Raw genomic sequence first — 25217 nt, 5'->3', positions numbered from 1 at the left:
GCATTGCGACGCCGGTGAGCAGGGGCCGTCCACCCCATTATATTTGACGCACGATACTCTGAAGCGCGTTGCGGTGGGCCTCGGCGCTGTCGGGGGCGAAACAGCAGAACACCACCTGATCCAGGGTATCTCTTTCGGCCAGGAAGGCGCGGACCGTGGCGACGGCGATGCGGGCGGCCTCGTCCTTGGGGTAGCCGTAGATGCCGGTGGAGATGGCCGGGAACGCCAGACTGCGCGCCCCGGCTTCCACCGCCAATTCCAGCGAACGGCGGTAGCACGATGCCAGCAGGGCGGGCTCGCCCTGGCCGCCACCCTTCCATACCGGTCCCACCGCATGGATCACCCAGCGGGCGGGCAGGCGGAAACCCGGGGTGATCCTGGCGTCGCCGGTAGAGCAGCCGCCCAAGGCCCGGCAGGCCTCCAGCAATTGCGGGCCGGCCGCCCGGTGGATGGCCCCGTCCACTCCGCCGCCGCCCAGCAGGGAGGAATTGGCCGCGTTGACGATGGCGTCCACCTCCAGGCGGGTGATGTCGGCTTCGACGATCCGCATTCTGGATTCCGGCATCAGCGGAACTCCGGCTGCTCCAGTCCGTACTGGCACAATTCGATGATGGCGCCATCGGGATCGCGAACATAGCACATGCGCTTGCCGCCGCGGACGATGTCCTTGGGCACCTCGACGGCGGTGGCCGTCTGGCCGAACCGCTCCGCCAGAACGGCGAGGCAATGGTCCAGGTCGGCCACCCGCAAGGCCACGTGGCGCAGGCCGGGGGTGGAGGGCAGGGCGGCCTGGGCCGTTTCCGGGCTTTCGAATTGCAGCAGTTCGACGCGGCAGCTTCCGTCCGGGGCGGCCAGGATGACGCAGCGCGCCCGGGCGTCCTCCAGGCCGGTCACCCGTTCGAACCACTCACCCTCCAGCGGGCGGTCCATGACGATGCCAAGGCCGAGCAGGGTGGCGTAGAAGCGGATGGACCGCTCCATGTCGGTGACCACCACGTTGACGTGGTCGTGGCCCAGCAGAGCCATCAGCCGCCCAGCTGCAGCACGAATTCGGTGAGGAAGGGAGCGTTGCGCCGCCGCTCGGAATCGGTGCGGCCGAAATTGGCCAGCAGCTTGCGCATCCAGGTGGCGTCCAGGCGGTCGAACTCGAAATGGGCCTTCATGGCCAGATGCTCGCCCACGTAATCGGGCAGCTTGGCGGTCCATTTCATCAGGCCGTCGCGGAAGGCGCCCTCGCGCGCCTGGTCCATGCGGCCCGAGGGGGAGAATTCCTGGGTGTAGAGCTGGGTCAACTCGCGCCAGCACTTGGCCATCACATCGGCCTCGAAGCGGATCAGATCCTGCAGCAGGATCAGGTTGTCCTCGTTGGGCGGCTCGTAATTGGCCCGCGTCGCATCCTCGCGCAGCAGGGGCCAGGGGTTGTCCTCGGGCTTTTGCGGCGGCGGTTTCTTGCCCTTGGCCGTCTTGCCGGTGCGGAACGAGGCCCAGCGGGCGTCCCAATTGTGCAGGATGGGATTGTTGACCTCGCTGCCCTGCATGATCTCGATCAGCTTCTCGCCGCCCACCTCGGCCCAGTTGTAGCTGTGGGCCAGGGTCTGCATGTGGCGGGTCGACCGCATCTGCGGCAGGATGAACTTGCTCAGCACCTCGCGGTAGACCACGCCGAACTCGGGCGCCAGCAGGAACGGCAGCCGGATGCCCCTGGATGGCTGGGTGATGCGGAAGATGCTGAGGACCTTTTCGGTGTAGGCGAAGATGGTGTCGTCGAACAGCGTCGGGAAATCGGTGAACGGCTTGTCCGGTTCGTTGCCGCCGCTGGTGGGGGCGCCGGGCAGGGGAGCCTGGAACTTGGGCATCATCTTGCCCATGCGGTCGCCGGCCGAACCCAGCTGGGCGGCGAACAGCGGCGGCGGTTCGCGCACCGGCGCCTGGGCGCGGATGGTGCGGGTGGGGGCGGCGACGGCGCCGCGGGCCAGCAGGGCCTGGAACCCGGCCTGGGCGCTTTCCGCCTCGGTCATCTGGGGCGGGCCCAGCATCTGCATGGCGATGTCGGCCAGGACCCGCAGGTCCTCTTCCTTGCCGTCGCCGGGCGGCAGCAGGGCCTGGAAGTTGCGTTCGCGCGCTTCCTTCAGCCTGGGCATGCCGTAGCGCTCGATGGACTTGGTGAGGATCACCGAGAACACCACGTTGAGCTGCTTCTCGTTGGCCCACTTGCGCGCTTCCGGGTCCTTCATGGTCATGCGGCGGAGCATGAGGATCTGGGGGATTTCAAGGTGGCGCGTGGCCGCAATGAGACTGGCGACCTTCGTTTCGAAGGTCTTTGCCCCCTCTCGCGGATCCGGACCCGTCATGCGCCTTTCGCCGGCCTATTACGGCCGCCCCTTCCCAAACGTCGTAAGCGAGGCCGTCCCCCTGGGCGGCCTCAATCAGACCCCAACCCCATGGGGATAGCTCATGACCGGGCACACGCGCAAGTCCGTTCCATCGGTGGCGTGACCGAATGTGACGGCGGGTGGATGGGGCGTACGGACTAGACCTTACGGAATAATCCGCACCACCTCGCCATGGCGGGTGGAGCCGGGCAGGCAAAGGTCGAGAAAAGCCCCGGACACATCATCCGGTTGCGCCAATTTGGACTGGTCCTCGCCGGGAAAGGCGATGGTGCGCAGCCGGGTGGCGACCACGCCGGGGTCCAGCAGATTGGCCTTCACCGCCGTGACGGTGGCGATCTCGGCGGCCCAGGTGCGGACCATGGTCTCCAGTGCCGCCTTGGATGCGGCGTAGGCGCCCCAGAACGGCTCGGCCCCGCCGGCCTGGGCGGACGTGGTGAACACGGCGCGGCCCGAGGGCGCCATGCGCAGCAGCGGGTCGCAGGCGCGGATCAGCCGCCAGTTGGCGGTGACGTTGACGGCGAAGGCCTCGTCCCAGTCGTCGGGGGCGTGATGGGCGACGGGGGTCAGGCCACCGCCGATGGCGCCGGCATTGCCCACCAGGATGTCCAGGCGACCGAAGCGCTGGAAGATGGCCGCCGCCACCTGCTCGATCAGGCCCGGCTTGCAAAGGTCTTCCGGCACCAGCACCAGCGGCTTGCCGCCCTTGGCCCGGATATCGTCGTCCAGTTCCTCGAGCGCGCCCTGGGTGCGGGCGACGGCGACGATCTCGGCTCCCTCGGCGGCGAAGCGCCGCGCCACGGCCGCGCCGATCCCGCGCGAGGCGCCGGTGACCAGCGCCACGCGTCCGTCGAGCAATCCGGCCATCAGTGGGTGTCCTCGGTCAGCAGGGAAAGCTGCTTGGTATCCGACTTGGCGCTGTTGTAGTCGGTGGGATCGACGGGATAATCGCCGGTGAAGCAGGCATCACAGAATTGCGGCTCGGCGCCGTTGCGGCCCTGTTCGCCCACCGCCCGGTACAGGCCGTCGATGGAGATGAAGGCCAGGGAATCCACGCCGATCAGCTTGGCCATGCCGTCCACGTCGTAGCGCGCCGCCAGCAGCTTCTCGCGCTCGGGCGTGTCGATGCCGAAATAGCAGGAATGGGTGGTCGGCGGGCTGGAGATCCGCATGTGGACCTCGGTGGCGCCGGCCTGGCGCACCATCTCGACGATCTTGCGGCTGGTGGTGCCGCGCACGATGGAATCGTCGACCAGGATGACGCGCTTGCCCGCCAGCATGGGGCGGTTGGCGTTGTGCTTCATCTTGACGCCGGTGTGGCGGATGTTGTCGGTCGGCTGGATGAAGGTGCGGCCCACATAGTGATTGCGGATGATGCCCAGCTCGAAGGGAATGCCGGCCTCGGCGGCGAAGCCGATGGCGGCGGGAACGCCCGAATCGGGCACCGGCACCACCACGTCGGCCGCCACCAGGCTTTCGCGGGCCAGTTCGCTGCCGATGCGCTTCCTGGCCTCGTAGACGCTGGTGCCTTCCACCACGGAATCGGGGCGGGCGAAGTAGATGTACTCGAAGATGCAGAAGCGCGAGGGGCGCTTGACGAAGGGCTTGACCGAGCGGATGCCGTCGGCCGACAGCACCACGATCTCGCCCGGCTCCACGTCGCGGACGAACTCGGCGCCGATGATGTCCAGCGCGCAGGATTCGGAGGCCAGGATCCACGCCTTGTCCAGGCGGCCCAGGCACAGCGGGCGGATGCCCAGCGGGTCGCGCACGCCGAAGACGGCATCCTTGGTGGCGGCCACCAGGGAATAGGCCCCCTCGATCTGGCGCAGCGCGTCGATCAGGCGGTCCTCGACGGTGGAATACAGGCTGATGGCGATCAGGTGGATGATCACCTCGGTGTCGGTGGTCGACTGGAACAGGCAGCCGCGCCGCACCAGCTGGCGGCGCAGCGCCATGGCGTTGGTCAGGTTGCCGTTATGGCCCAGCGCCAGTCCGCCGAACTCCATCTCGGCGAACAGCGGCTGGACGTTGCGCAGCAGGGTCTCGCCGGTGGTGGAGTAGCGCACATGCCCCACCGCATGGGCGCCCTTCAGCTTGCCGATCACCGAGGCGTTGCCGAAATTGTCCTCCACGTGGCCGAGGCCGCGGTGGTTGTGGAAGTGGGCCCCGTCGAAGGCGACGATGCCCGCCGCCTCCTGGCCGCGATGCTGCAGGGCGTGCAGCCCCAGCGCCACGTGGGCGGCGGCTTCGGGATGGCCGAAGATGCCGAACACACCGCATTCCTCGCGGAGATGATCGTCGTCGAAGGGGTCGGTGGTCAGCATGGGATTGCGTCCTGGCGGTTCGGTGCTGGTGAGGATGGCGCTATTGATTGCTGCGGATCAGCCGTTCCATCTGGGTACGGCTTTCACTGTCGTAGCTTTGATCGGACTTGGCCTTGGAATCGGCCTTGCCCTTGGCGTCGGGGGCGGGGCGGGCCGACGGCGCGGCCGGTTGCGGCGAAACGAATTTCTGGAAGGTCTTCTCGGCTTCCATCATCTGGCGGGCCTCGGCCGAGGCTTCGCGCGTCTTGCCTTCCGCCTTGCCCAGCCCGGCGGGCGCCAGATTCTGCAGCATGTCGGCGCCGCGCATCAGCCAGGGGCGCGACCGGCTTTGGGCCAGCCAGTCGGGCTGTTGTTCGGGGCCGTCGAACAGCCAGGCCGCCGACATGTAGGCCAGCGACACCAGCACGGCGCCGCGCGCCAGTCCGAACACGAAGCCCAGCGACGAATCCACCGAGTTGAGGGCGCTTTTCCGCACCGTGTCCGACACCCGCTTGGTCAGCAGCGAGAGCGCCAGCAGGGTGACCAGGAACAAGGTGGCGCCGGCGGCGACGTCGGCCACCAGGGCGCTGCCGATCTGGGCGCGGAAGAACGGCTGGGCGTGGGGAAAGCCGTAGAGGGCGGCGAACACCGCGCCCACCCACGAGGTGATGGACAGCACCTCCTGCACGAAGCCGCGCAGGAAGGCGAATCCCGCCGAGCCGAGCAGCACCACGGCGACCACAACGTCAACGGCGGTGATGTTGAGGTTCCCCATTTCCTCGTCCAGTTAGGGTGTCAATCGTGCTTGAACAGCCCAAGCACGTCCTGCAAATGCCCGATGGAGCGGATGGCGAGCGGCGACCCCGCGCCGGCTATCCCTCCGCCCTTGTCCTTACGCGGCCGGGCCGGCACCAGCGCCTGGTCGAAGCCCAGCTTGGCGGCTTCCTTCAGGCGGGTGTCGGCCTGGGCCACCGCCCGGACCTCGCCGGACAGCCCGATCTCGCCGAACACGACCATGTCGGCGGGAACGGGCACGTCGGATGCGGACGACACCAGGGCCGCGGCGACGGCAAGGTCGGCGGCCGGCTCGGCGATCCGCAATCCTCCGGCGACGTTCAAATAAACGTCATTGCCCGACAAAGCAAGCCCACAGCGGGCATCGAGCACCGCCAGCACCATGGACAGGCGGTTGGTGTCCCAGCCGACCACGGCGCGCCGCGGCGAAGACAGCGAGCTGGGCGCCACCAGGGCCTGGATTTCCACCAGCATGGGCCGGGTGCCCTCCATGCCGGCGAAGACGCACGAGCCCGACACGTTGCCGCGCCGCTCGGCCAGGAACAGGGCGGACGGGTTGGCCACCTCGGACAGCCCGCCCTCGGTCATCTCGAACACCCCGATTTCGTCGGTGGCGCCGAAGCGGTTCTTCACGGCGCGCAGGATGCGGAACTGATGGCCCCGGTCGCCCTCGAAATACAATACGGTATCGACCATGTGCTCCAGCACCCGGGGGCCGGCGATGGTGCCCTCCTTGGTGACGTGGCCCACCAGGAACAGGACGAAGCCCCGGCGCTTGGCCAGCCGGATCAGCTCGGCGGCGCAGGCGCGCACCTGACTGACGGTGCCCGGCGCCGATTCGATGTTGTCGGCATAGACGGTCTGGATGGAATCGATCACCACCACCTGGGGCGCGTCGGGGCCGTCCAGCGAGGCCAGGATGTCGCGCAACGACCCGGCCGAGGCCAGCGCCACCTTGGCCTTGGCATAGCCCAGGCGGGCGGCGCGCATGCGCACCTGATCCACCGCCTCCTCGCCCGAGATGTAGGCGACAGAGACCTGGGCCGAGAGGCGCGCCGTGGCCTGGAGCAAAAGCGTGGACTTGCCGATGCCGGGATCGCCGCCCACCAGCAGGCACGAGCCGGGCACCAGCCCGCCGCCGCACACCCGGTCCAGCTCGCCGATACCGGTCAGCCAGCGCGACAGCGGCTCGGCATTGCCTTCCAGGCCGACGAACTCGATGCGCTTGCCCTTGCCCCCCGACAGGCCCTTGGGCACCTCTTCGCGCGCCGCCTCCTCGGTGATGGAGTTCCAGGCGCCGCAGGATTCGCACTTGCCCGCCCATTTGCGGGTGACGGCGCCGCATTCCTGGCAGACGAACTGGGAGGAGGGGGATTTGGCCAAGGGAGAGCTTACTCGGCGGCGGCGGGAGGTAGGCCGAGATGGCGTTCGATGCGGCGAATGCGGTCTTCCATCTCGCTGATCAGCACCCCGTGGCCGAGGACGGAGGAATGGTATTCGGTCAGCGCCTGACGCAGTTCCCCGAAGCGGTAGTCATGCTCGGACAGTGTCGTCTTGACCTGCTGCATGTCGCTCTTCATTCCACGCATGTCGGTTTTCATCTCCCGCACATCGGCGGCGACACTGCCCAACAGCTGGAAAAGCGCGGAATTGTCCACCTCGGCCATGACCCACTCCATATCACCCTGCGCACCATAGCATGAGAACGTGAGGGGAACAAGCGTGTGCTTGATCTCCCTCGCTCGTATAGGTTCGGCGGCTCAGCGCCGTTTGCTGCGGGGAATGATAAGCCCGATGGAGAACGCAACGCCGATAACTGGGATCGTAGCAATCATGGCAAGCCATTTCGACGTCCCGATATCGTATAGACGCCCAGCGCCCCAATACGCGAGCGCCGCAGTCATCACCACATGAACTGCGGCCCCTATGTACCAGCCTGCCGGATTGGGAGGCATCAGAAAGGCGGACACAAGCAGGAGGAGAAGGACGGCTAAAATCTTGAAGGAGAAGGCTGGCCGATCAAGGGGATTTTTCCCATCATGCCGCCGGATCGCCATGATTCCTCCGCCGATGGCAAGCAACTCAGCCAGAATTCCGCTGGCTGCGTCCATTTCCCCTACGCCCGCAATTCCATCGTAATCGGCCCCACGGCGCGGCCGTGGATGAACTGATCGACGTATTCGTTGCCGGACTGGTCGATGTCCTTGGCTGGGCCGACCCAGATCAGGCGGCCCTTGTAGAGCATGGCGATGCGGTCGGAGATCTTGCGGGCCGAGGCCATGTCGTGGGTGATGGACAGCGCCGTGGCACCCACTTCCTTGCAGCACTTGACGATCAGGTCGTTGATCACGTCGGCCATGATGGGATCAAGGCCAGTGGTGGGTTCGTCGAAGAAGATAATTTCCGGGTTGGTGGCGATGGCGCGGGCCAGGGACACGCGCTTTTGCATGCCGCCCGACAGCTCCGACGGCGACAGGTCGCCGGTGGAGGCGGCAAGGCCCACCTGGGCCAGCTTCTCGATGGCGATGTCGCGGGCCTTGGCCCGCTCCATCTTGCGGCCCTGGATCAGGCCGAAGGCGACGTTTTCCCAGACCTTCAGCGAGTCGAACAGGGCGCCGCCCTGGAACAGCATGCCGAACTTGGTCATGATGCGGTCGCGGTCCTTGGGCCCCATGCCGACCACTTCCTCGCCGTCGATCCTGATGGAGCCGGTTTCAGGACGCAACAGGCCCAGGATGCATTTCAGCATCACCGACTTGCCGGTGCCGGAGCCTCCGATCACCACCACGGATTCGCCCCGGGCGACGGAAAGGTCGATACCGTCCAGCACCACCTTGGGGCCGAAGGCCTTGTGAACGCCGGTAAGTTCGATCTTGGGAGGTTGGGTGCTCATGGCGTCACTTCCCGAAGAACATGGCGGTGATGAGGTAGTTGAACACCAGGATCATGATGGCCGCCGACACCACCGCGTTGGTGGTGGCCGCGCCCACGCCCTGGGCGCCGCCCTTGGAGTAGTAGCCGTTGTAGCAGCCCATCAGGGTGATCAGGAAGCCGAACACGGCGGCCTTGGTCAGCCCGGAGATGACGTCCAGCGGTTCCAGGAACTCCCAGGTGCGCGAGATGTAGGTGGCCGAGTTGAAGCCCAGCTTGTAGACGCCGACGATATAGCCGCCGAACACGCCGATGATGTCGGCGATCAGCACCAGGAAGGGCAGCATCAGGGTGCCGGCCAGAATGCGCGGCGCCACCAGATACTTGAAGGGATTGGTCGACAGCGTGGTCAGGGCGTCGATCTGCTCGGTGACGCGCATGGTGCCGATCTCGGCGGCCATGGAGGCGCCGATGCGTCCAGCCACCATCAGGCCGGCCAGCACGGGGCCCAACTCGCGGGTCATGGACAGCACCACCACGGTGGCGACGGCGCCCTCGGCCGAGAAGCGGGCGAAGCCGGTATAGCTTTGCAGCGCCAGCACCATGCCCGAGAAGATGGCGGTCAGCCCCACCACGGGCAGCGAGAAATAGCCGATCTCGATGATCTCGCGCAGGATCAGGCGGGGATAGAAGGGCGGGCGGATGGTGTGCGACACCGCCATGGCGGTGAAGGCCGACAGCCGGCCCACATGGGCCAGGAACGCCAGGAACACCCGGCCGACAGTGGCGAGGAAATTGAACATTACGCCGTCGCCCCCTCGGTGCCGGTCCAGCGGCGGTGATGGCGGCGGCCCAGGGCGGTCAGGACCTCGTAGCCGATGGTGTCGGCCTCGGCCGCCACGTGGTCGGCGCCATGGCCGGGGCCGATCAATTCGATCAGCCCGCCGGGATGGGCGTGCTCCACCGGGACGTCGGTGACGTCGAAGGTGGTCAAATCCATGGAAACCCGTCCGACCACCGGCACCTTCATCCCCCCGATCATCCCATGCCCGCGATTCGAGAGGGAGCGGAACCAGCCGTCGGCATAGCCCACCGCCACGACCGCCAGCCTGCGCTTTCCCTCGACGCGGTGGGTGGCACCATAGCCAACGGTCATAGGGCTGTCAACGTCACGGACCTGAAGGATTTTTCCTTGCAGTTTAACCACTTGGCTCATGGGATTGGGGCGACCCGGCATGGGATTGAGGCCATAGAGCGCGGCGCCCGGGCGGACCATGGCGAGGTGAAAGCCCCGTCCCAGGAAGATACCCGAGGAGGCCGCCATGGACTGGGGCAGGGCTGGCAGATGCGAGGCCAGCCGGCGCAACGAGGTCAATTGTTTGGCGTTCATGGGCGAATCGCTGTCGTCGGCGCAGGCCAGGTGGCTCATGACCAGGATGGGGCGCATGGCGGCCAGAATCTCGGGCTTGGCGGCCAGACGCTCCAACTCGGGCTCGGACAGGCCCAGGCGGTTCATGCCGGTATCGATGTGGATGGCCACGGCGGGCGCACCGCTGCCCTTCTTGGCGAAGCTGGCCCAGCCGGTGATCTGGGCGAGCGAGTTCAGCACCGGAATCAGGTTGTGGACGGCGAATTCAGCCTCGTCGCCGCCGGTGGGGCCGCTCAGCACATGGATCACCGCGCCGGGCACGATGCGGCGCAGCACGATGCCCTCGTCCACGCAGGCGACGAAGAACGACCGGCATCCGGCGGCGAACAAGGCGGGGGCGATGTGCTCCACCCCCAAGCCGTAGCAATCGGCCTTGACCACGGCCGACGCCTCGGCCGGCGCCACCAGGGCGGACAGCCGCTTCCAGTTGGCGACGATGGCCGCCACGTCGATGGTCAGCAGGGCGGTGGCGCGGGACAGGTCGGTCATCGGGGCGTCCTACGGTTTCGTCATTCCGGGGCGAGCGTTAGCGAGAACCCGGAATCCATGGAGATGGCGGTCATTTGGATTCCGGTTCGTGCTTGCGCTTGTCCGGAGTGACGGAGCTCCGTCAAAGTATCAGGCCCGGATAGAGATCGCACCAATGGGGATTGTCCTTCTCGATGAGAGCGATTTTCCAGGCTCGGCGCCACTTCTTCAGCTGCTTCTCGCGTTCGATGGCCGAAATCATGGTATCGTGGAACTCGAGCCATACCAGAGCATGAACCCCGTACCGCTTCGTGAAGCCGTCGGCAACATCATTCTTGTGCTCCCATATCCTACTGGTCAAATTGCTGGTGACACCAACGTAAAGCGTGCCAAGTCTGCCACTGGCGAGAATATAGACGACCGGTCGCTTCGGTTCGCTCATACCGTCACCCCGGCCAAGCGAAGCGCGAGCCGGGGGCCATGGTGCAGCCACTCCCGTGGATTCCGGGTCTGCGCTTCGCTACGCCCGGAATGACGGTGGCCTTAGGTTCGAGAAACCGTGTCATGGCGCTCGGCCTCAGAAGCCCGGGTCCTCGTAATGGTCGGTTTTGGCCAGGTTGCCGAATTTGGTGAACTCGCCGTGGAAGGCGAGGCGCACGGTGCCCACGGGGCCGTGACGCTGCTTGGCGATGATCACCTCGGCGGTGTTGTAGACCTCTTCGCAGCGCTGCATCCACTTGGCGTGGCGCTCGTTGAATTTTTCCTGGGATTCCTCTGGCCGCTGGCCGGGCTCGGCGCGTTCCAGGTAGTACTGTTCGCGGAACACGAACATCACCACGTCGGCGTCCTGTTCGATGGAGCCGGATTCGCGCAGATCGGCCAGCTGGGGCCGTTTGTCCTCGCGCTGCTCGACGGCGCGCGACAACTGGGACAGCGCGATCACCGGCACCGACAGCTCCTTGGCCAGCGCTTTCAGGCCGCGGGTGATCTCCGAGACTTCCTGCACGCGGTTCTCGGACGACGAGGACGAGCCCCTCAGCAGTTGCAGGTAGTCGATGACGATCAGGCCCAGGCCGTGCTGGCGCTGCAATCGCCGGGCACGGGTGCGCACCGCCGAGATGGACAGCGCCGGGGTGTCGTCGATGAACAGCGGCAGGCGGTGCAGGTTCTGGGCCGCCACCACCAGGCGCTCGAACTCCTCGTTGGACATCTCGCCCTGGCGGATCTTGTGGCTGTTGATCTCCGCCTGCTCGGCCAGGATACGGGCGGCCAGCTGCTCCGACGACATTTCCAGGGAGAAGAAGGCGGTGATGGCGCCGTCGACGCCCTTCTTGCGCCCCAGGGCGTCCACCTCTTCCTTGTAGGCATAGGCGGCGTTGAAGGCGATGTTGGTGGCCAGCGCGGTCTTGCCCATGGAGGGGCGGCCGGCCAGGATGATCAGGTCGGAATCATGCAGGCCGCCCAGCTTGCCGTCCATGTCGATCAGGCCGGTGGGCACGCCCGACAGCTTGCCCTGGCGCTTGTGGGCGGCCTCGGCGTTGGCGATGGCGCCCACCAGGACGGTCTTGAAATCCTCGAACCCGCCCTCGGTCTGGCCGGTGGTGGCCAGATCGTACAGCTTGGCCTCGGCCTTGCCGATCTGGTCCATGGCGGGGGTGTCGAGATCGGCGGAAAAGGCGTCGTTGACCATGTCCTCGCCCATGCCGATCAGGGCGCGGCGCAGATGCAGGTCGAAGATCAGCTTGCCGTAATCCTCGGCGTTGATCACCGAGACCACGGAATTGGCCAACTGGGCCAGGTAGTTGGTGCCGCCGATCTCGGCCAGGCCGCCGTCATTCTCGAAATAGGTCTTCAGCGTCACCGGGTTGGCCATCTGGCCGCGCTCGATCAGCTTGCCGCAGGTGGCGAAGATGCGCCCATGCACCGGGTCGGCGAAGTGCTCGGGCTTGAGGAACTCCGACACCCGCTCATAGGCGCGGTTGGACAGCAGGATGGCGCCCAGCAGCGCCTGCTCCGCCTCGTAATTATGGGGCGGAACGCGAAAGCCGATTCCCTCGGCGGGGGCGGCGGGATGGTCGGGGGGAAATGAGTTCATGACCGCCATAGTCTATCAGAAGGCTCGCTCATCGGCCCCCTGTGGATAACGGGGATATCGGGGGTAACCTGTCGCGATGTCGTCATCCCGGACGAGGCAACGCCGAGATCCGGGATCCATGGTGCCATTTCCCGGCATGGATCCCGGATAACCCTGGCGGGTTTCCGGGATGACGAATTCTTGTGCCGCAAAAGAAAACGGCGGCCGGACCGAAACGTCCGACCGCCGTCCTTTCGAAAGATGCCGGGACCCTTAGGCCTCGGTGGCTTCCTCGGCGACCTCGGCGACAGCCTCTTCCTCGGCCGGAGCCTCGGCTTCCTCAGCCTCGGCGGCGGCGGCGGCAGCGGCGGCGCGCTCGGCCTCTTCGGCGGAGCGGGCCACGTTGATGGTCACCGTCACCGACACTTCCGGATGCAGCGAGATGCGCACGCCGTAGGAGCCGAGCGTCTTGATCGGCTGGTCCAGGTTGACCATGCGGCGCTCTATGGTGAAGCCGGCGGCCTTCACGGCGTCGGCCACATCCTTGCCCGACACCGAGCCGTAGAGCATGCCGCTCTCGCCCGCCTGACGCACCATCAGCACCGACAGGCCGGCCATCTTGTCGGCCACGGCCTGGGCTTCCTCGCGACGCTTGAGGTTCAGGGCCTCGAGCTGGACGCGCTGCTTCTCGAAGAAGGCCAAGTTATCCTTGGAGGCGCGCAGCGCCTTCTTCTGGGGCAGCAGAAAATTGCGGGCGAAGCCGGGCTTGACGTTGACCACGTCGCCCATCTGGCCCAGCTTCTCGATTCGCTCGAGCAGAATGACTTCCATCTTATTCCTCCTTGCCGCCGCCGCTTGACTCGGCGCGGCGGAATCTCGTCATGAACCTCACCAGTCCCAGGCCGGCCACGGGTATGAACGCCCAAGCCGAGGCCAGGAACAGACCTCCGTACATCGCCGCGAGATACATCCTCGCGTTAGGCCGGCCAGCGGCCCATCCGTGCACCGTCGCAAGCCCCAACAGGGCGAACGGTATCAGCGTCACCACCACCGCGCTGCGGGCCACATAGCCAAGGTCGCCCTCGGCCATCGCCCCGGTTGCCGCCGCGGCCGCCAGCACCACCCCCAGCCACAGCGGAAGCTCGAGCTCCCGATAGGACGGGGTGGGCCGCCGGTTCCTGCCGAGCCGGACCAGGAACCCCTGGGCCGCCACGGCGTTCACCACCGCCATCACCAACCACGAACTGGCGACCATGGCCGGGAAGAACGGCACCCACCAGTCGGCGACAGCCTTGCGCTGTTCGCTGGTGAGGTTGGGAGCCACCATTTCCAGGGTGCGGCCGATGGTGTCGGTCACCCAGAACTGCAGCCCGCCGCTCTCCACGCCGTCCGGTCGGTCCGGAACCAGAAGGGCGCCGATCACGATCAGCGCCAACCCGATTCCGGTCAGCCAGCCCAGCACCAGGCCCGGCGGATACCATTCGACGCTGTTGTCGGCGTTGCTTCGCCACAACAGCGCCCGATGGACCACCACCAGGCTCGGCAGCAAGACCGCCACGGCGAAGGGCAGGGGGGCGAACCCACCCGCCGTCAGCGCCACGGCGGCCATCGCGGCCAGACCCGCCCCCAAGGCTGCTCCGTTTCCCCGATACAACCCCACCATCATCACAGGCAGGGGCGCCAGGTAAGAGAGCAGCATCCCGGCGGCAAAGCCTTTTGCCAGCGACAGGAACAGGAGTGAAGACACCAATCCTGCCGCCAGCGGAACGCCAAACGACCCGGTCACGGCGACCTGGCCGAACCTAAACTCACTTCACCACGTAGGGCAGCAGGCCCAGGAAGCGGGCGCGCTTGATGGCCTGGGCCAGTTCACGCTGCTTCTTGGCAGACACCGCGGTGATGCGAGAGGGGACGATCTTGCCGCGCTCGGAGATGAACCGCGACAGCAGCTTGATGTCCTTGTAATCGATCTTCGGCGCGCCCTCGCCCGAGAACGGGCAGGTCTTGCGGCGGCGGAAGAACGGACGACGGGGGGCGCCGCCAGCGGCGGGGCGGGGACGCTCGGTCTTGACCTCGGTCATTATTCGCCTCCTTCCATACGGCGGGGTTCACGGTCGCGGCGCGGACGATCCTCGCGGTCGTCACGGCGGGGGCGGTCATCGCCCTCGCCACGACGCGGACGGTCGTCGCGGGACTTGGACTGCATCATGGCCGACGGACCCTCTTCGAGTTCCTCGACGCGGATGGTCAACGTGCGCAGCACGTCCTCATTGATCGACATCTGGCGCTCCATCTCCTTGACGGCGGCCGACGGCGCATCGATGTTCAGCAGGACGTAGTGGCCCTTGCGATTCTTCTTCACCCGGTAGGCGATGTTGCGCAGGCCCCAGTACTCCTTCTTGGAGACCGAGCCGCCGCCCTGGGTGATGATGTTGGAGAGTTCTTCGGTCAGGGCTTCCACCTGCGGGGTGGAAATATCCTGGCGCGCGATGAACACGCATTCGTACAACGACATTGTAAAACCCCTTACGGCTTTTCTCTTCCCATATCGCCCCCGATGGACGAACAGGCATAGCCGACACCCCCTTTCGGGATGCCGGCAAGGGTTGGAAGGGGCGCACTATACACAAATCGAATCGGGATGCAAGCGGATGAGCGGACGGGATTTGCCCGCCTGAAACCGGCGTCCCGCGATGTATACAATTAAAGCGGGTTGAAACTTGCAGAAAATACGTAAAAATTGATGCGGCGCCAATTCCGGCGCAATGGGAGGGGATGGCATGAACGGCATCGTACGGGAAATGGGGGCCTGGATCATGGCCTTCGGGATGATTCTGCCGGTATCGCAGGCGATGGCGGGCGCGATCGCGGGAACCGGGACCAATCCCGGCGACGTCACCATTACCGGCCTGTTCCAACCGGGAGCCTATACCCTGGTCTGCGGCAACGGCGGCACCGTTGATTACGGCTCCATCGCCGCCGGTCAGTCCGCTTACGTCACCAGCGGCGCCCTGGGCAGCTGCAACACGCAGGCGATCTGGGCGCAGGTGGCGGGAAAGACCGTCTGCAAGGGCCTGACCGACTATCGCACCGATTACGCCCCCATCAACTTCAACGTCAATCCGGGGACGGGCGAATGCTCGACCGGGCCGGCCCCCACGCCGCCCGGCCCGACGCCTCCCGGTCCGGCGGGCAAATACATCCTCGGCGGCTGGGTGGGCGACGACGGATGGAATACGCCGTTGCCCGCTTCGACCGGACAGCTGGATATCCTCAATCTCGGCTACATCACCTGCGTTTCCAGCCTGCGCAACGGACCGTGCAACAGTCCGGGCCAGCGCAATGCCAATGACGGTCCGCCGGCCGCCCTGGCCAACGCCGCCAAGGTGCTGACCTATGTTCTGGGCGGCGATGGCTGCAATTCCGACAACTGGAACGTGGATGCGGTGGTCAATGCCGGCGGTGGCCGTTGGGGCGGCGTCGATATCGACAGGGAATGCCCCATGGATCAGGCCAAGATCAACGCCACCGTCCAGGGGCTTGCCACCCAGGGCAAGACCAGCATCATCACCTATCTCACCGATGTGGACAAAGGCTGGCTGGCCCAGGTGCAGCCGGCACCCACCTATTACGCCGCCATGGCGTTCTGGGGATCGGAGTTCTGCTCGGCCACCAGTCCCGCCCCGGGCTGCGTCCGGGGGCCGGGCGGATTGCCATACGAAACCTTCATTCCCAACATGATCAACGACACCCTGAAAGCCATCGGTTCCGCCAACAGCAAGAAGATGATCCTCGGCCTGCACGCGGTGGGCACCAACGAGGCGACAGTGGATTTCTGGTGCTCGCAGGTCAAGGCCAACACCCTGGGCGGGGTGTTCGTCAGCTTCATCGAGAAGATGCCTCCGGCCCTGTTCACCCGGCTCCGCAGCTGTCTGGCGGGTTGACGGCCGCCATCAGGCTGGCTGCAAGGCCGCGTTCATGACGGCGGGGGCGGAGGCCTCCGCCGTTCGCTCCGCCGGAGCCGCGAGCCGCGCCTGCGGACCTAAGCGCGGCTCGTGGCGGCGGTCCACCTCGGGGGCGGCGGTGCGCACCACCCGGTTCAGCACCTGGCCCAGCTCGCCCACCTGGGCCGCCATGCCGGCCAGCAGCGAGGTGACGGCGCTGGCCTCGGCGCCGCTGCGCCGCGCCTCGTCGGCCACCAGGATGATGCGCTCGGTGACCTCGCGCGCCGCCTCGGCCGATTGGGTGACGTTGCGGGCGATCTCCTTGGTGGCAGCGTCCTGTTCCTCCACGGCGGCCGCCACCGAGCCGGCGATGGCCTCGACCTTGCGGATTACCTGGACGGTGGCGGCGATGGCCTCGCCCACATGGGCGGCCATGGTCTTCAGTTCCTCGATGCGGGCGGCGATCTCCTCGGTCTGGCCGCCGGTCTGGTCGGCCAGGCGCTTAACCTCGGAGGCCACCACCGCGAAGCCCTTGCCCGCCTCGCCGGCGCGGGCCGATTCGATGGTGGCGTTAAGCGCCAGCAGCCGGGTCTGGCCGGCGATGGCGGCGATCATGGCCACCACGCCGTCGATGCGGGCCACCGAGTCGAGCAGGGTCGCCACCGTCTGGTCGGCGTCGCCGGCGGCCACCACCGCCTCGGCCACCAGGGTCGACGACGACGATACCTGGGCCGAGATCTCGCGGATGGACGAGGTCAGCTCCTCGGCGGCGCCCGCCATGGTCTGGGCGTTGGCCAGGCTCTGCTCGGCGGCGGCGGCGACGCGCTGGGAATTGTCCTCCACCCGCAGCGCCGAGGCGGCCATCTCCTCTGCGGCTCCGACCGCCTTGCGGCTGCCGTCCTCGACCTTGGCGACCACCTGTCCCGTCTCGGTCTCGATGGTTTCGGCCATGGCCTGAAGGGCGGCGCGGCGCTCGGCCTCGGCCTGGTCGCGCAGGCGTTCCTGTTCGGCCTCCATGCGGGCCACGGCGATGGCGTTGTCCTTGAACACCGCGACGGCACGGGCCATGGCGCCGATCTCGTCCCGGCGCTCGCCGCCATCCACCTCGACGGCGAGATCGCGGTCGGCGAGACGCAGCATGGCGCCGGTCAGGTTGGCCACCGGGCGGGTGATGGAGCGGGTCAAGGTCACCACGATCAAGGCGCCCGTCACCAGGGCAAGGACCAGGGCGGCGGTGATGGCGGCGGCCGAGCGGGCGGCATTGGCCCGGATGGCGCCGATGCCGGCGGAAAGGTCGGCGGCCAGGGAATCCTCGACGCCCTTCATCAGGTCGATGCGCCGGGTGGCGGCGGCGAACCAGCGTTCCGAGGTGAGTTCGCCGGCATTGGCCTCCAGCACCTGCTTGCGGAAGGCGGCGAATTCGGCCGAGGCCGGGGTCTCCAGCACCGTCTGCAGGGCCCGGCGCTGCGACGGCGTGGCGCGGACCGCGTAGGCCCGCACATGGGTATCCTGCACGGCGGCCAGGGCGGCGATGCGCTGGCGGACGGCCTCGTCCATGCCCACGGCAAGGCCGCTGGCCCCGGTGGCGCGCTCGATGCCGGCGCTTTCCTTGGCGCGCATCAGCTCCAGATAGGCGGCGATCAGGTTGCCGGTGTCCTGGTCGGTTTCGGTGGCGGTCAGTTTTTCCGCCACCCCCAGCAGGGATTCGATCAGCACCGAATAGCGGGAAACGGACTGCGGCCCGGTAATGTCCAGGCGCTCCACCCCGGTGCGCAGCGCAGCCAGCCCGGCCAGTTCGCGCCCGGCCTTGTCGATGCTCCAGGCCAGTTCCTCCCCGACGCCGCCGCCCAGTCCGGCCATGGCGTCGCCCAGGGTCTTGAGGCGGGGATTGGTGGCGTCCAGCTGCCTGGTCCGCTCGGTGCCCATGCGGGCGCCCTTGGACGCGGCGAAGGCCGAGGACAGGCCGCGCTCCTTCTGAAGCTCATGCACCGCCGCGCTGATTTCCATGGTCAGTCCCGCCAGCCGTCCGGTGCGTTCCGCCTTTTCCATCTCGCGGAACTTGGCCATGTCGATGAGGGTGGCGGAAATCACCGCCGCCAGGGCCGGAAGCAGGATGGCCAGCCACACGCGTTGGCCGATCTTCAGATTGGACATCATTGCCGCGATCATGGCGTCTCCCCCCGCTGGATAGGGCCTTTCGGGCAAGCCTCCCTGCCGCCCGTCGGCCGTCGCACGATCCGTCCGCCCCTATCCTAAAGGGTGAGAAACCCAGATGATGGGGCGCGGAGCGGAGAGTATCACCGCCGATAGGGGTATGGAAATATCCCCTTTGTTTATGGCGCCGGTGACTGGCCCGGGGCGGCCCTTTTCCACGGATTGCTTGACAGGCGGCGGCGTCTCGCCTTTCTTCTCGCCCACCAATCGTTTCGAGGGGAGTTTCTCCATGACCCGCGCGTTCGTCTTTCCCGGCCAGGGATCCCAGGCTGTCGGCATGGGCCGCGAACTGGCCGAAGCCTTTCCGGTGGCCCGCCAGCTGTTCCAGGAAGTGGACGACGCCCTGTCGCAGAAGCTCACCACCTTGATGTTCGAGGGGCCCGAGGACCAGCTGACGCTGACCGAGAACGCCCAGCCCGCCCTGATGGCGGTGTCCATGGCCGTGGTCCGGGTGCTGGAGGCCGAGGGTGGCCTCGACCTCGCCAAGGCCGCCACTTTCGTGGCCGGTCACAGCCTGGGCGAGTATTCCGCCCTGGCCGCCGCCGGTACCTTCAGCGTGGCCGATACCGCACGTCTGCTGAAGATCCGCGGCCAGGCCATGCAGAAGGCCGTGCCGGTGGGCGTGGGCGCCATGGCCGCCCTGCTGGGCGCCGAGCTGGAGCAGGCCAAGGAAATCGCCGCCCTGGCCGCCGAAGGCGAGGTCTGCGAGGCCGCCAACGACAACGGCGGCTCCCAGGTGGTGCTTTCGGGCCACAAGGGCGCCGTGGATCGCGCCATCAAGATCGCCGCCGAGAAGGGCATCAAGCGCGCCATTCCGCTGCCCGTCTCCGCCCCCTTCCATTGCGCCCTGATGCAGCCCGCCGCCGACGCCATGGCGGAGGCCCTGGCCAAGGTCAATATGCAGGCCCCCAAGGTCGCCCTGGTGGCCAACGTCACCGCGTCCAAGGTCACCGATCCGGCCGCCATCCGCGACCTGCTGGTGCGTCAGGTGACCGGCACGGTGCGCTGGCGCGAAAGCGTGCTGTTCATGAAGGCCGAGGGCGTGACCTCCCTGGTCGAGCTGGGCTCCGGCAAGGTGCTGGGCGGCCTGGCCAAGCGCATCGACAAGGAACTGTCGGGCACCTCGGTGGGCACGCCCGCCGACATCGAAGCCTTTCTGAAGAGCCTGTAGGCCTCCCTGGAACCCCGTCATTCCCGCGAAAGCGGGAATCCATCGGCCCGCCGCTGTGCCGCCGTCGATATGGACCCCCGCCTGCGCGGGGGTGACGATCAACGAAACGGAGAACACCCATGTTCGATCTTAGCGGCAAGACCGCCCTGGTGACCGGCGCCTCGGGCGGCATTGGCGGCGCCATCGCTCGTGCCCTGCATGCCCAGGGCGCCATCGTCGGCCTGCACGGCACCCGCAGGGAGGCGCTGGACGCCCTGGCCGCCGAACTGGGCGAGCGCGTCCACGTGCTGCCCGCCAACCTGTCGGACGGGGCGGCCGTCGAGCAGCTGGCCAAGGACGCCGAGGCGGCCATGGGCTCCCTCGACATCCTGGTCAACAATGCCGGCCTGACCAAGGACGGTCTGGTGCTGCGCATGAAGGACGAGGACTGGCAGACGGTTCTCGACGTCAACCTCACCGCCGCCTTCCGCCTGAGCCGCGCCGCCGTCAAGGGCCAGATGAAGCGCCGCTGGGGCCGCATCATCAACATCACCTCCATCGTGGGCGTCACCGGCAATCCGGGGCAGGTCAACTACGCCGCCTCCAAGGCCGGCATGATCGGCATGAGCAAGGCGCTCGCCCAGGAAGTGGCCAGCCGCAACATCACCGTGAACTGCGTGGCGCCGGGCTTCATCTCCTCGGCCATGACCGACGTGCTGTCGGACGAGCAGAAGGCCAAGCTGAACGCCGGCATTCCCGCCGGCCGCATGGGCACCTCGGAAGAAATCGCCGCGGCCGTGGTCTATCTGGCCTCCGCCGAGGCCGCCTACGTGACGGGGCAGACCCTGCACGTCAACGGCGGCATGGCGATGATTTAATGCAGGATGCCGAATCGGCATCCTGGCAAGGTCCAACGGGCCGCGCGCCTTATGGCGCGGGAGGCAAGGGCCACGGAGGTGGCCCGCCCGCCGCTTGAGGGCGAGTTAAAAGGTGTCAAAAATAAGGCCGCCGATGCTGGCAATGGCCTAAAAAGTATGGTACAGACGGGCACTTTCCGCCTGTCGGGGCCTGGGCGCCGAGGCGCGTTAAACAGTTTTCCCATAGACGAGACTTTTCGAGGATTCGCAAATGAGTGACGTGGCTGAACGGGTTAAGAAGATCGTCGTCGAGCATCTGGGCGTCGAAGAGGCCAAGGTGACCGAGAACGCCTCCTTCATCGATGACCTGGGCGCCGACAGCCTCGACACCGTCGAGCTGGTGATGGCCTTCGAAGAAGAATTCTCCGTCGAGATCCCCGATGACGCCGCCGAGAAGATTCTCACGGTGAAGGACGCCATCGACTTCATCACGGCGAATTCCTAAGTGATAAAGGACGTCGGGCCGCAATGCGCGGTCCGGCGTCCCGTCATCTGTCCCATACACTTTCCGAAAGCCAGGGTTCCATGAGACGTGTCGTCGTCACCGGCCTCGGCCTGACCACTCCGCTCGGCAATGGTGTCAAGGTCAACTGGGAGCGTCTGATCGCCGCCCAGTCCGGCATCCGCCGCATCGATGCCTTCGATGTTTCCGATCTCGCCGCCCAGATCGCCGGTGTCATTCCGCGCGGTACCGCTCCGGGCGAGCTTGATCTCGATGCCGTCGTCCCCGCCAAGGATCGCCGCCGCATGGACGATTTCATCGTCTATGGCCTGGCCGCCGCCTCCGAGGCCATCGAGGATTCCGGCTGGACCCCCTCCGACGCTGAATCGCTGGAACGTACCGGCGTGATGATCGGTTCGGGCATCGGTGGTCTGCCCAACATCGCCGACGGCGCCCTGACGCTGGAGAAATCCGGTCCGCGCCGCATCAGCCCCTTCTTCATCCCTGCCGCGCTGATCAACCTGGTCTCTGGCCATCTGTCGATCAAGTACGGCTTCAAGGGACCGAACCACGCGGTGGTTACCGCCTGCGCCACCGGGGCCCACGCCATCGGCGACGCCGCCCGCATCATCCAGTTCGATGATGCCGACGTCATGGTGGCCGGCGGCGCCGAAGCCGCCATCCACCGCCTCGGCATCGCCGGCTTTGCCGCCGCCAAGGCGCTGTGCACCAGCTACAACGATCGCCCGACCGAAGCGTCCCGTCCCTGGGACCGCGACCGTGACGGCTTCGTCATGGGCGAGGGCGCCGGCGTCGTGGTGCTGGAAGAGCTGGAGCACGCCAAGAAGCGCGGCGCCAAGATCTACGGCGAGGTGATCGGCTACGGCATGTCCGGCGACGCCCATCACATCACCGCTCCCGCCGAGGACGGCAATGGCGCCGTGCGCGCCATGAAGGCCGCCATCAAGCGGGCCGGCATCAATGTCGAAGAGATCGACTACGTCAACGCCCACGGCACCGCCACCATGGGCGACACCATCGAGCTGGGTGCGGTCAAGCAGGTGTTCGGCGGCCACGCCTACAACATCAGCATGTCGTCCACCAAGTCGGCCATCGGCCACCTGTTGGGCGCCGCCGGTGCGGTGGAAGCCATCTACTCGCTGCTGGCCATCCGCGATCAGGTCGCCCCGCCCACCCTCAACCTCCACAATCCGGACGAGGGCTGCGACATCGACCTGGTGCCGCTGAAGGCCAAGGAGCGCAAGATCAAGGTGGCGCTGTCCAACTCGTTCGGGTTCGGCGGCACCAACGCCTCGCTGGTGCTGCGCGGCCTGTAACAGGCACCGCAGAGCCGTTTCTTTAGGCAAGGCCCCCGCCGCAAACGGGGGCCTTTGTCCTGTCCGGAAGGAAAGCGCGGAAATGAAGCCCTGGATGAAGATCGCCGCCGCCCTGACGGCCGTGCTGGTCCTGATGGCCGCCTGGATCGCCTGGGAAGGCCACCGCCGCTTCACCGGGTCGGGGCCGCTGGCAAAGCCGGTCACCGTGATCATTCCCAAGGGCTCGGGTACCGAACTGATCGCCCAGTCCCTGGAAGGCGCCGGGGTGATCTCGTCGCGCTATGTCTTCGCCGTCGGCGTCAAGCTGCGCCGCGCCACGCTGAAAGCCGGCGAATACGCCTTTCCCGCCCATGTCTCGCCGGAAGAGGCCATGCGCATCATCGCCGAGGGCAAGGTGGTGATCCACAAGCTGACGGTGGCCGAGGGCCTGACCGTGCGCCAGGTGCTGGAACTGGTCAAGGAAGCCGACTTCCTCGCCGGCCCCATCACCAGGAAGCCGGCGGAAGGCCGCCTGCTGCCCGAAACCTGGCACATGGTGAGGGACGAGTCCCGCGACGACGTCATCGCCCGCATGGAAAAGGCCATGGCCCAGACGCTGGACGTGCTGTGGGTGGCGCGTGCCCCCGGCCTGCCGCTGAAAGCCAAGGACGAGGCGCTGATCCTCGCCTCCATGGTCGAGCGCGAGACGGCCGTGGATTCCGAGCGCGCCAAGGTCGCCGGCGTGTTCTACAACCGCCTCGCCAAGGGCATGCGCCTGCAATCCGACCCCACGGTGATCTATGGCGTCTCCGACGGTCTGGGCGAACTGGACCACCCGCTGACCCGCGCCGAACTCCAGACCAACCACCCCTGGAACACCTACACCATCGACGGCCTGCCCAAGACTCCCATCGCCAATCCCGGCCGCGCCTCGCTGGAAGCCGTGCTGCATCCGGCCAAGACCGACGCGCTCTACTTCGTCGCCGATGGCACCGGCGGCCACGCCTTCGCCCGGACCCTCGACGAGCACAACGCCAACGTGGCGCGGTGGCGGCAGCTGGAGAAGGCGGGGAAATAGGGGAGGGGGCGCCCCCAATGTCATCCTGAGCCATCGGCGAAGGATCTTTCAGCCCCGATGCCGGCCGGTTGTTCCGCGATGACGGCTCCGCCGATCACGCGGGCTCCGCCCGCACCCGCCAAAGGGCGCGGCCCTTTGGGAACCGGAGTGTTGGACTGTTTCTCTAACTTCGACTATCCGCATGGCTTAGAAGGGCCGAAAGTGGACGGGCGGCTATTGGCCAGAGAATTAGCAATGCGGAAGCAGAACGGCCCTTCTCTTTCGGGCACCCTTCCTCCCGCTGAAGCTGGCAATGGCGTTCCGGGATTGGAAATTTTCCGAAGTGAAATAGTGTCGCAACGACATTCCGCATACCCGTTGGACTAGGGCCCTGTTACCTTGCCGTCAAACAGTGCAAATGAGCGCTCATCGGAGGAGGCGTGAGTTGAACGAAGTGGGCAGTGAGGAACGGGCTGCTTCGGGCAACCTTCCCCGTGAGACGGCACCGCTCAAGGCCACAGTTGGTGGGTTCTGGCTGTGCCAGTTGGCCTTTTTTTGCTTAGTGTTTGGCTCACTGCTGATCGTCGCCCTGCGGGACCCTGATCCTTCTCCGCCAATAAATTGGTGCCTTGAGGCCATCGTTGGGTTCTTGGTGTTCATGTTGGCGCAGGGGCTATTCCGCCGAACGACCAATTGCCCAACTCTGCAAATCGATGCCAGCGGCATTCGTGTGCGGACATTACTTGGCAGCACCGAGTTGTCTTTAGCTGAGGTCATTTCTGTGACCCGCCAGCAGGGACGGCTTTATCCCGGCATGGCGCAAGGATGGATAGAAGCGATCGTCACAGCGCTAATGGACATTCGCTTTGACATATACAGGGTCAGAGCGGCCAGGGCGCCATTTGGGTACGTGGACATCACTCCGTATAAGCACTCGGCATCCGCCGCGGCCATCAAGGCCGCCCTTCGCGATCATTTGCCTCCTGAAAAGTGTCCATCCCTTTGGGAGTAGGGCCGCAGATGACCCTAGTGGACGGAATCTAACGCTTGGTGCCCACGCGTGACGGCCACGGCGGCAAGGGCTGAGCGACTTCTCAAACGGTGCGGTTGAGCTATAATGGCTGGAAACTCACAGCGAAGGTTTCCGATGCTCCTGCGCAAGATCATGACCGCGCTCGCCGTCGCCCTACTGCCGTTCGCCCTGCCCGCTCCCGCCGTGGCGGAAACCCCGTTCGAGTTCGACAAGCCGTTGCTTGCCCTCGTCACCTCCGCTGAGGGCGACTATTTCGCCGTCCGCGTCTGGCTGCAGGGGGTAGCTATCGACGACAAGGAGGCGACGACGGTCAAGGAATTGTCCGGCGACCTGCGAGGGCTCTACATCGACCACGTCCGAAGCCTCACCGTCGAGAAACTCATGCACAACGAGGACAAGGTGGTCCTGGGGAAGCAACTGACCACCCTCACCAACCGGGCCCTGGCCGCGTACCACCACCAGCCAGAGGGCAAGGTCTACGTCAAACTGGTGGTGCGCCAGTTCGCCATGGAGCGGATGCCCTAATGGATCGAGTCTAACTCTTGGTGCCCACGCCTGACGGCGGCGATGATGCGGTCAGGGTCAGCGGTCCAGTTGAACGGGCGAGGGTTTTCGTTGGTCTCGATGACGAACCGATTGATGGCGGCCTGAAGGTTCACGAGGGAGTGGAACACGCCGCGTTTGAGGCGCCGGTTTGTCAACTGGTTCAAGTTGCATTAGGGCTACAGGCAAGTCTGTAGCCGCCCCAATGGCCACTTTCGAGCAAAATGCTCAGGTGGTAACCGGCATGGGCGCGGCCAGCCACCACCTC

The 25217-nt window shown here is 66.4% G+C and carries 27 protein-coding genes and 1 pseudogene; 8 read left to right on the top strand and 20 right to left on the bottom strand.

All coding sequences use genetic code 11. The features are described from left to right. Positions 1-37 precede the first annotated feature (37 nt). The 18 genes from WV31_RS19815 to rpsF all read right to left on the bottom strand — a co-directional run bounded on the left by WV31_RS19815 (position 38) and on the right by rpsF (position 14848). Positions 38-565, bottom strand: coding sequence for an O-acetyl-ADP-ribose deacetylase (locus WV31_RS19815; RefSeq protein WP_085375149.1), 528 nt, complete (start codon positions 563-565; stop codon positions 38-40). Then, complete coding sequence (locus WV31_RS19810; protein ID WP_085375148.1) at positions 565-1026, bottom strand: VOC family protein; 462 nt, start codon at positions 1024-1026, stop codon at positions 565-567. Before WV31_RS19810 ends, WV31_RS19815 begins: the two co-directional genes overlap by 1 nt. Next, positions 1026-2252, bottom strand: coding sequence for a hypothetical protein (locus WV31_RS19805; RefSeq protein ID WP_237051391.1), 1227 nt, complete (start codon positions 2250-2252; stop codon positions 1026-1028). The genes WV31_RS19810 and WV31_RS19805 overlap by 1 nt, the downstream gene beginning before the upstream one ends. A 285-nt stretch (positions 2253-2537) precedes the next feature. Then, positions 2538-3257: an SDR family NAD(P)-dependent oxidoreductase gene (locus tag WV31_RS19800; RefSeq protein WP_085375146.1), complete on the bottom strand. Its 720-nt coding sequence runs from the start codon at positions 3255-3257 to the stop codon at positions 2538-2540. Beyond that, on the bottom strand, positions 3257-4717 hold the full coding sequence (gene purF / locus WV31_RS19795) for an amidophosphoribosyltransferase (RefSeq protein ID WP_085375145.1): 1461 nt from the start codon (positions 4715-4717) through the stop codon (positions 3257-3259). The genes WV31_RS19800 and purF overlap by 1 nt, the downstream gene beginning before the upstream one ends. A 40-nt stretch (positions 4718-4757) precedes the next feature. Then, positions 4758-5471, bottom strand: a complete 714-nt coding sequence (locus tag WV31_RS19790; RefSeq protein ID WP_085375144.1) for a CvpA family protein — start codon at positions 5469-5471, stop codon at positions 4758-4760. 20 nt (positions 5472-5491) lie between these two features. Next, entirely contained in the window at positions 5492-6874 is a 1383-nt protein-coding gene (radA, locus tag WV31_RS19785; RefSeq protein WP_085375143.1) for a DNA repair protein RadA, read from the bottom strand. A gap of 8 nt (positions 6875-6882) precedes the next feature. Further along, entirely contained in the window at positions 6883-7158 is a 276-nt protein-coding gene (locus tag WV31_RS19780; protein ID WP_145980923.1) for a hypothetical protein, read from the bottom strand. A gap of 93 nt (positions 7159-7251) precedes the next feature. Next, positions 7252-7602, bottom strand: a complete 351-nt coding sequence (locus WV31_RS19775; protein WP_085375141.1) for a hypothetical protein — start codon at positions 7600-7602, stop codon at positions 7252-7254. A gap of 5 nt (positions 7603-7607) precedes the next feature. Further along, positions 7608-8384, bottom strand: coding sequence for an ABC transporter ATP-binding protein (locus WV31_RS19770; protein ID WP_085375140.1), 777 nt, complete (start codon positions 8382-8384; stop codon positions 7608-7610). Between the two features lie 4 nt (positions 8385-8388). Next, positions 8389-9165, bottom strand: coding sequence for an MlaE family ABC transporter permease (locus tag WV31_RS19765; RefSeq protein WP_085375139.1), 777 nt, complete (start codon positions 9163-9165; stop codon positions 8389-8391). Beyond that, positions 9165-10280 carry an alanine racemase gene (gene alr, locus WV31_RS19760; protein ID WP_085375138.1) on the bottom strand — a complete coding sequence of 372 codons (1116 nt, stop codon included), beginning with the start codon at positions 10278-10280 and terminating at the stop codon, positions 9165-9167. Before alr ends, WV31_RS19765 begins: the two co-directional genes overlap by 1 nt. Before the next feature lie 121 nt (positions 10281-10401). Continuing rightward, complete coding sequence (locus WV31_RS19755) at positions 10402-10701, bottom strand: GIY-YIG nuclease family protein (protein ID WP_085375137.1); 300 nt, start codon at positions 10699-10701, stop codon at positions 10402-10404. Positions 10702-10836: 135 nt separating this feature from the next. After that, the gene (locus WV31_RS19750) at positions 10837-12354 is read right to left on the bottom strand and encodes a replicative DNA helicase (RefSeq protein ID WP_085375696.1); all 1518 of its coding nucleotides are present in this window, start codon (positions 12352-12354) and stop codon (positions 10837-10839) included. Between the two features lie 252 nt (positions 12355-12606). Next, positions 12607-13164: a 50S ribosomal protein L9 gene (gene rplI, locus WV31_RS19745; protein ID WP_085375136.1), complete on the bottom strand. Its 558-nt coding sequence runs from the start codon at positions 13162-13164 to the stop codon at positions 12607-12609. Between the two features lies 1 nt (position 13165). Further along, positions 13166-14032 carry a DUF2232 domain-containing protein gene (locus WV31_RS19740; RefSeq protein WP_085375135.1) on the bottom strand — a complete coding sequence of 289 codons (867 nt, stop codon included), beginning with the start codon at positions 14030-14032 and terminating at the stop codon, positions 13166-13168. Between the two features lie 109 nt (positions 14033-14141). Further along, the gene (gene rpsR, locus WV31_RS19735) at positions 14142-14414 is read right to left on the bottom strand and encodes a 30S ribosomal protein S18 (RefSeq protein ID WP_068434148.1); all 273 of its coding nucleotides are present in this window, start codon (positions 14412-14414) and stop codon (positions 14142-14144) included. Continuing rightward, positions 14414-14848, bottom strand: a complete 435-nt coding sequence (gene rpsF / locus WV31_RS19730) for a 30S ribosomal protein S6 (protein ID WP_085375134.1) — start codon at positions 14846-14848, stop codon at positions 14414-14416. The genes rpsR and rpsF overlap by 1 nt, the downstream gene beginning before the upstream one ends. 265 nt (positions 14849-15113) lie before the next feature. Between rpsF and WV31_RS19725 the strand changes: the two genes are divergently transcribed. Further along, positions 15114-16277: a hypothetical protein gene (locus WV31_RS19725; protein ID WP_085375133.1), complete on the top strand. Its 1164-nt coding sequence runs from the start codon at positions 15114-15116 to the stop codon at positions 16275-16277. A gap of 9 nt (positions 16278-16286) precedes the next feature. On the opposite strand, the gene WV31_RS19720 is transcribed toward WV31_RS19725, so the two are convergent. Beyond that, positions 16287-18446: a methyl-accepting chemotaxis protein gene (locus WV31_RS19720; RefSeq protein WP_085375132.1), complete on the bottom strand. Its 2160-nt coding sequence runs from the start codon at positions 18444-18446 to the stop codon at positions 16287-16289. Positions 18447-18720: 274 nt separating this feature from the next. Between WV31_RS19720 and fabD the strand changes: the two genes are divergently transcribed. The 7 genes from fabD (at position 18721) to WV31_RS19685 (ending at position 24931) form a co-directional block, all read left to right on the top strand. After that, on the top strand, positions 18721-19662 hold the full coding sequence (fabD, locus tag WV31_RS19715; protein ID WP_085375131.1) for an ACP S-malonyltransferase: 942 nt from the start codon (positions 18721-18723) through the stop codon (positions 19660-19662). 119 nt (positions 19663-19781) lie between these two features. Beyond that, a complete protein-coding gene (gene fabG, locus WV31_RS19710; protein WP_085375130.1) occupies positions 19782-20519 on the top strand; it encodes a 3-oxoacyl-[acyl-carrier-protein] reductase in 738 nt (245 codons plus the stop codon). Between the two features lie 250 nt (positions 20520-20769). Beyond that, entirely contained in the window at positions 20770-21003 is a 234-nt protein-coding gene (locus tag WV31_RS19705) for an acyl carrier protein (protein ID WP_008615764.1), read from the top strand. Positions 21004-21083: 80 nt separating this feature from the next. Continuing rightward, entirely contained in the window at positions 21084-22337 is a 1254-nt protein-coding gene (gene fabF / locus WV31_RS19700; protein ID WP_085375695.1) for a beta-ketoacyl-ACP synthase II, read from the top strand. Positions 22338-22419: 82 nt separating this feature from the next. Beyond that, entirely contained in the window at positions 22420-23394 is a 975-nt protein-coding gene (gene mltG, locus WV31_RS19695) for an endolytic transglycosylase MltG (protein ID WP_085375129.1), read from the top strand. A gap of 424 nt (positions 23395-23818) precedes the next feature. Beyond that, complete coding sequence (locus WV31_RS19690) at positions 23819-24385, top strand: hypothetical protein (RefSeq protein ID WP_085375128.1); 567 nt, start codon at positions 23819-23821, stop codon at positions 24383-24385. Between the two features lie 135 nt (positions 24386-24520). Continuing rightward, positions 24521-24931: a hypothetical protein gene (locus WV31_RS19685; protein ID WP_085375127.1), complete on the top strand. Its 411-nt coding sequence runs from the start codon at positions 24521-24523 to the stop codon at positions 24929-24931. On the opposite strand, the pseudogene WV31_RS19680 reads toward WV31_RS19685, so the two are convergent. Continuing rightward, positions 24928-25110: pseudogene (locus WV31_RS19680) on the bottom strand (IS630 family transposase); the annotation flags it as partial. The gene WV31_RS19685 and the pseudogene WV31_RS19680 overlap by 4 nt on opposite strands. Between the last annotated feature and the right edge of the window lie 107 nt (positions 25111-25217).

The sequence above is a fragment of the Magnetospirillum sp. ME-1 genome, assembly GCF_002105535.1.
Classification (GTDB): Bacteria; Pseudomonadota; Alphaproteobacteria; order Rhodospirillales; family Magnetospirillaceae; genus Phaeospirillum.
Note: the sequence above shows the minus strand (reverse complement) of the source record. Positions and strands in the feature narration are given on the sequence as shown.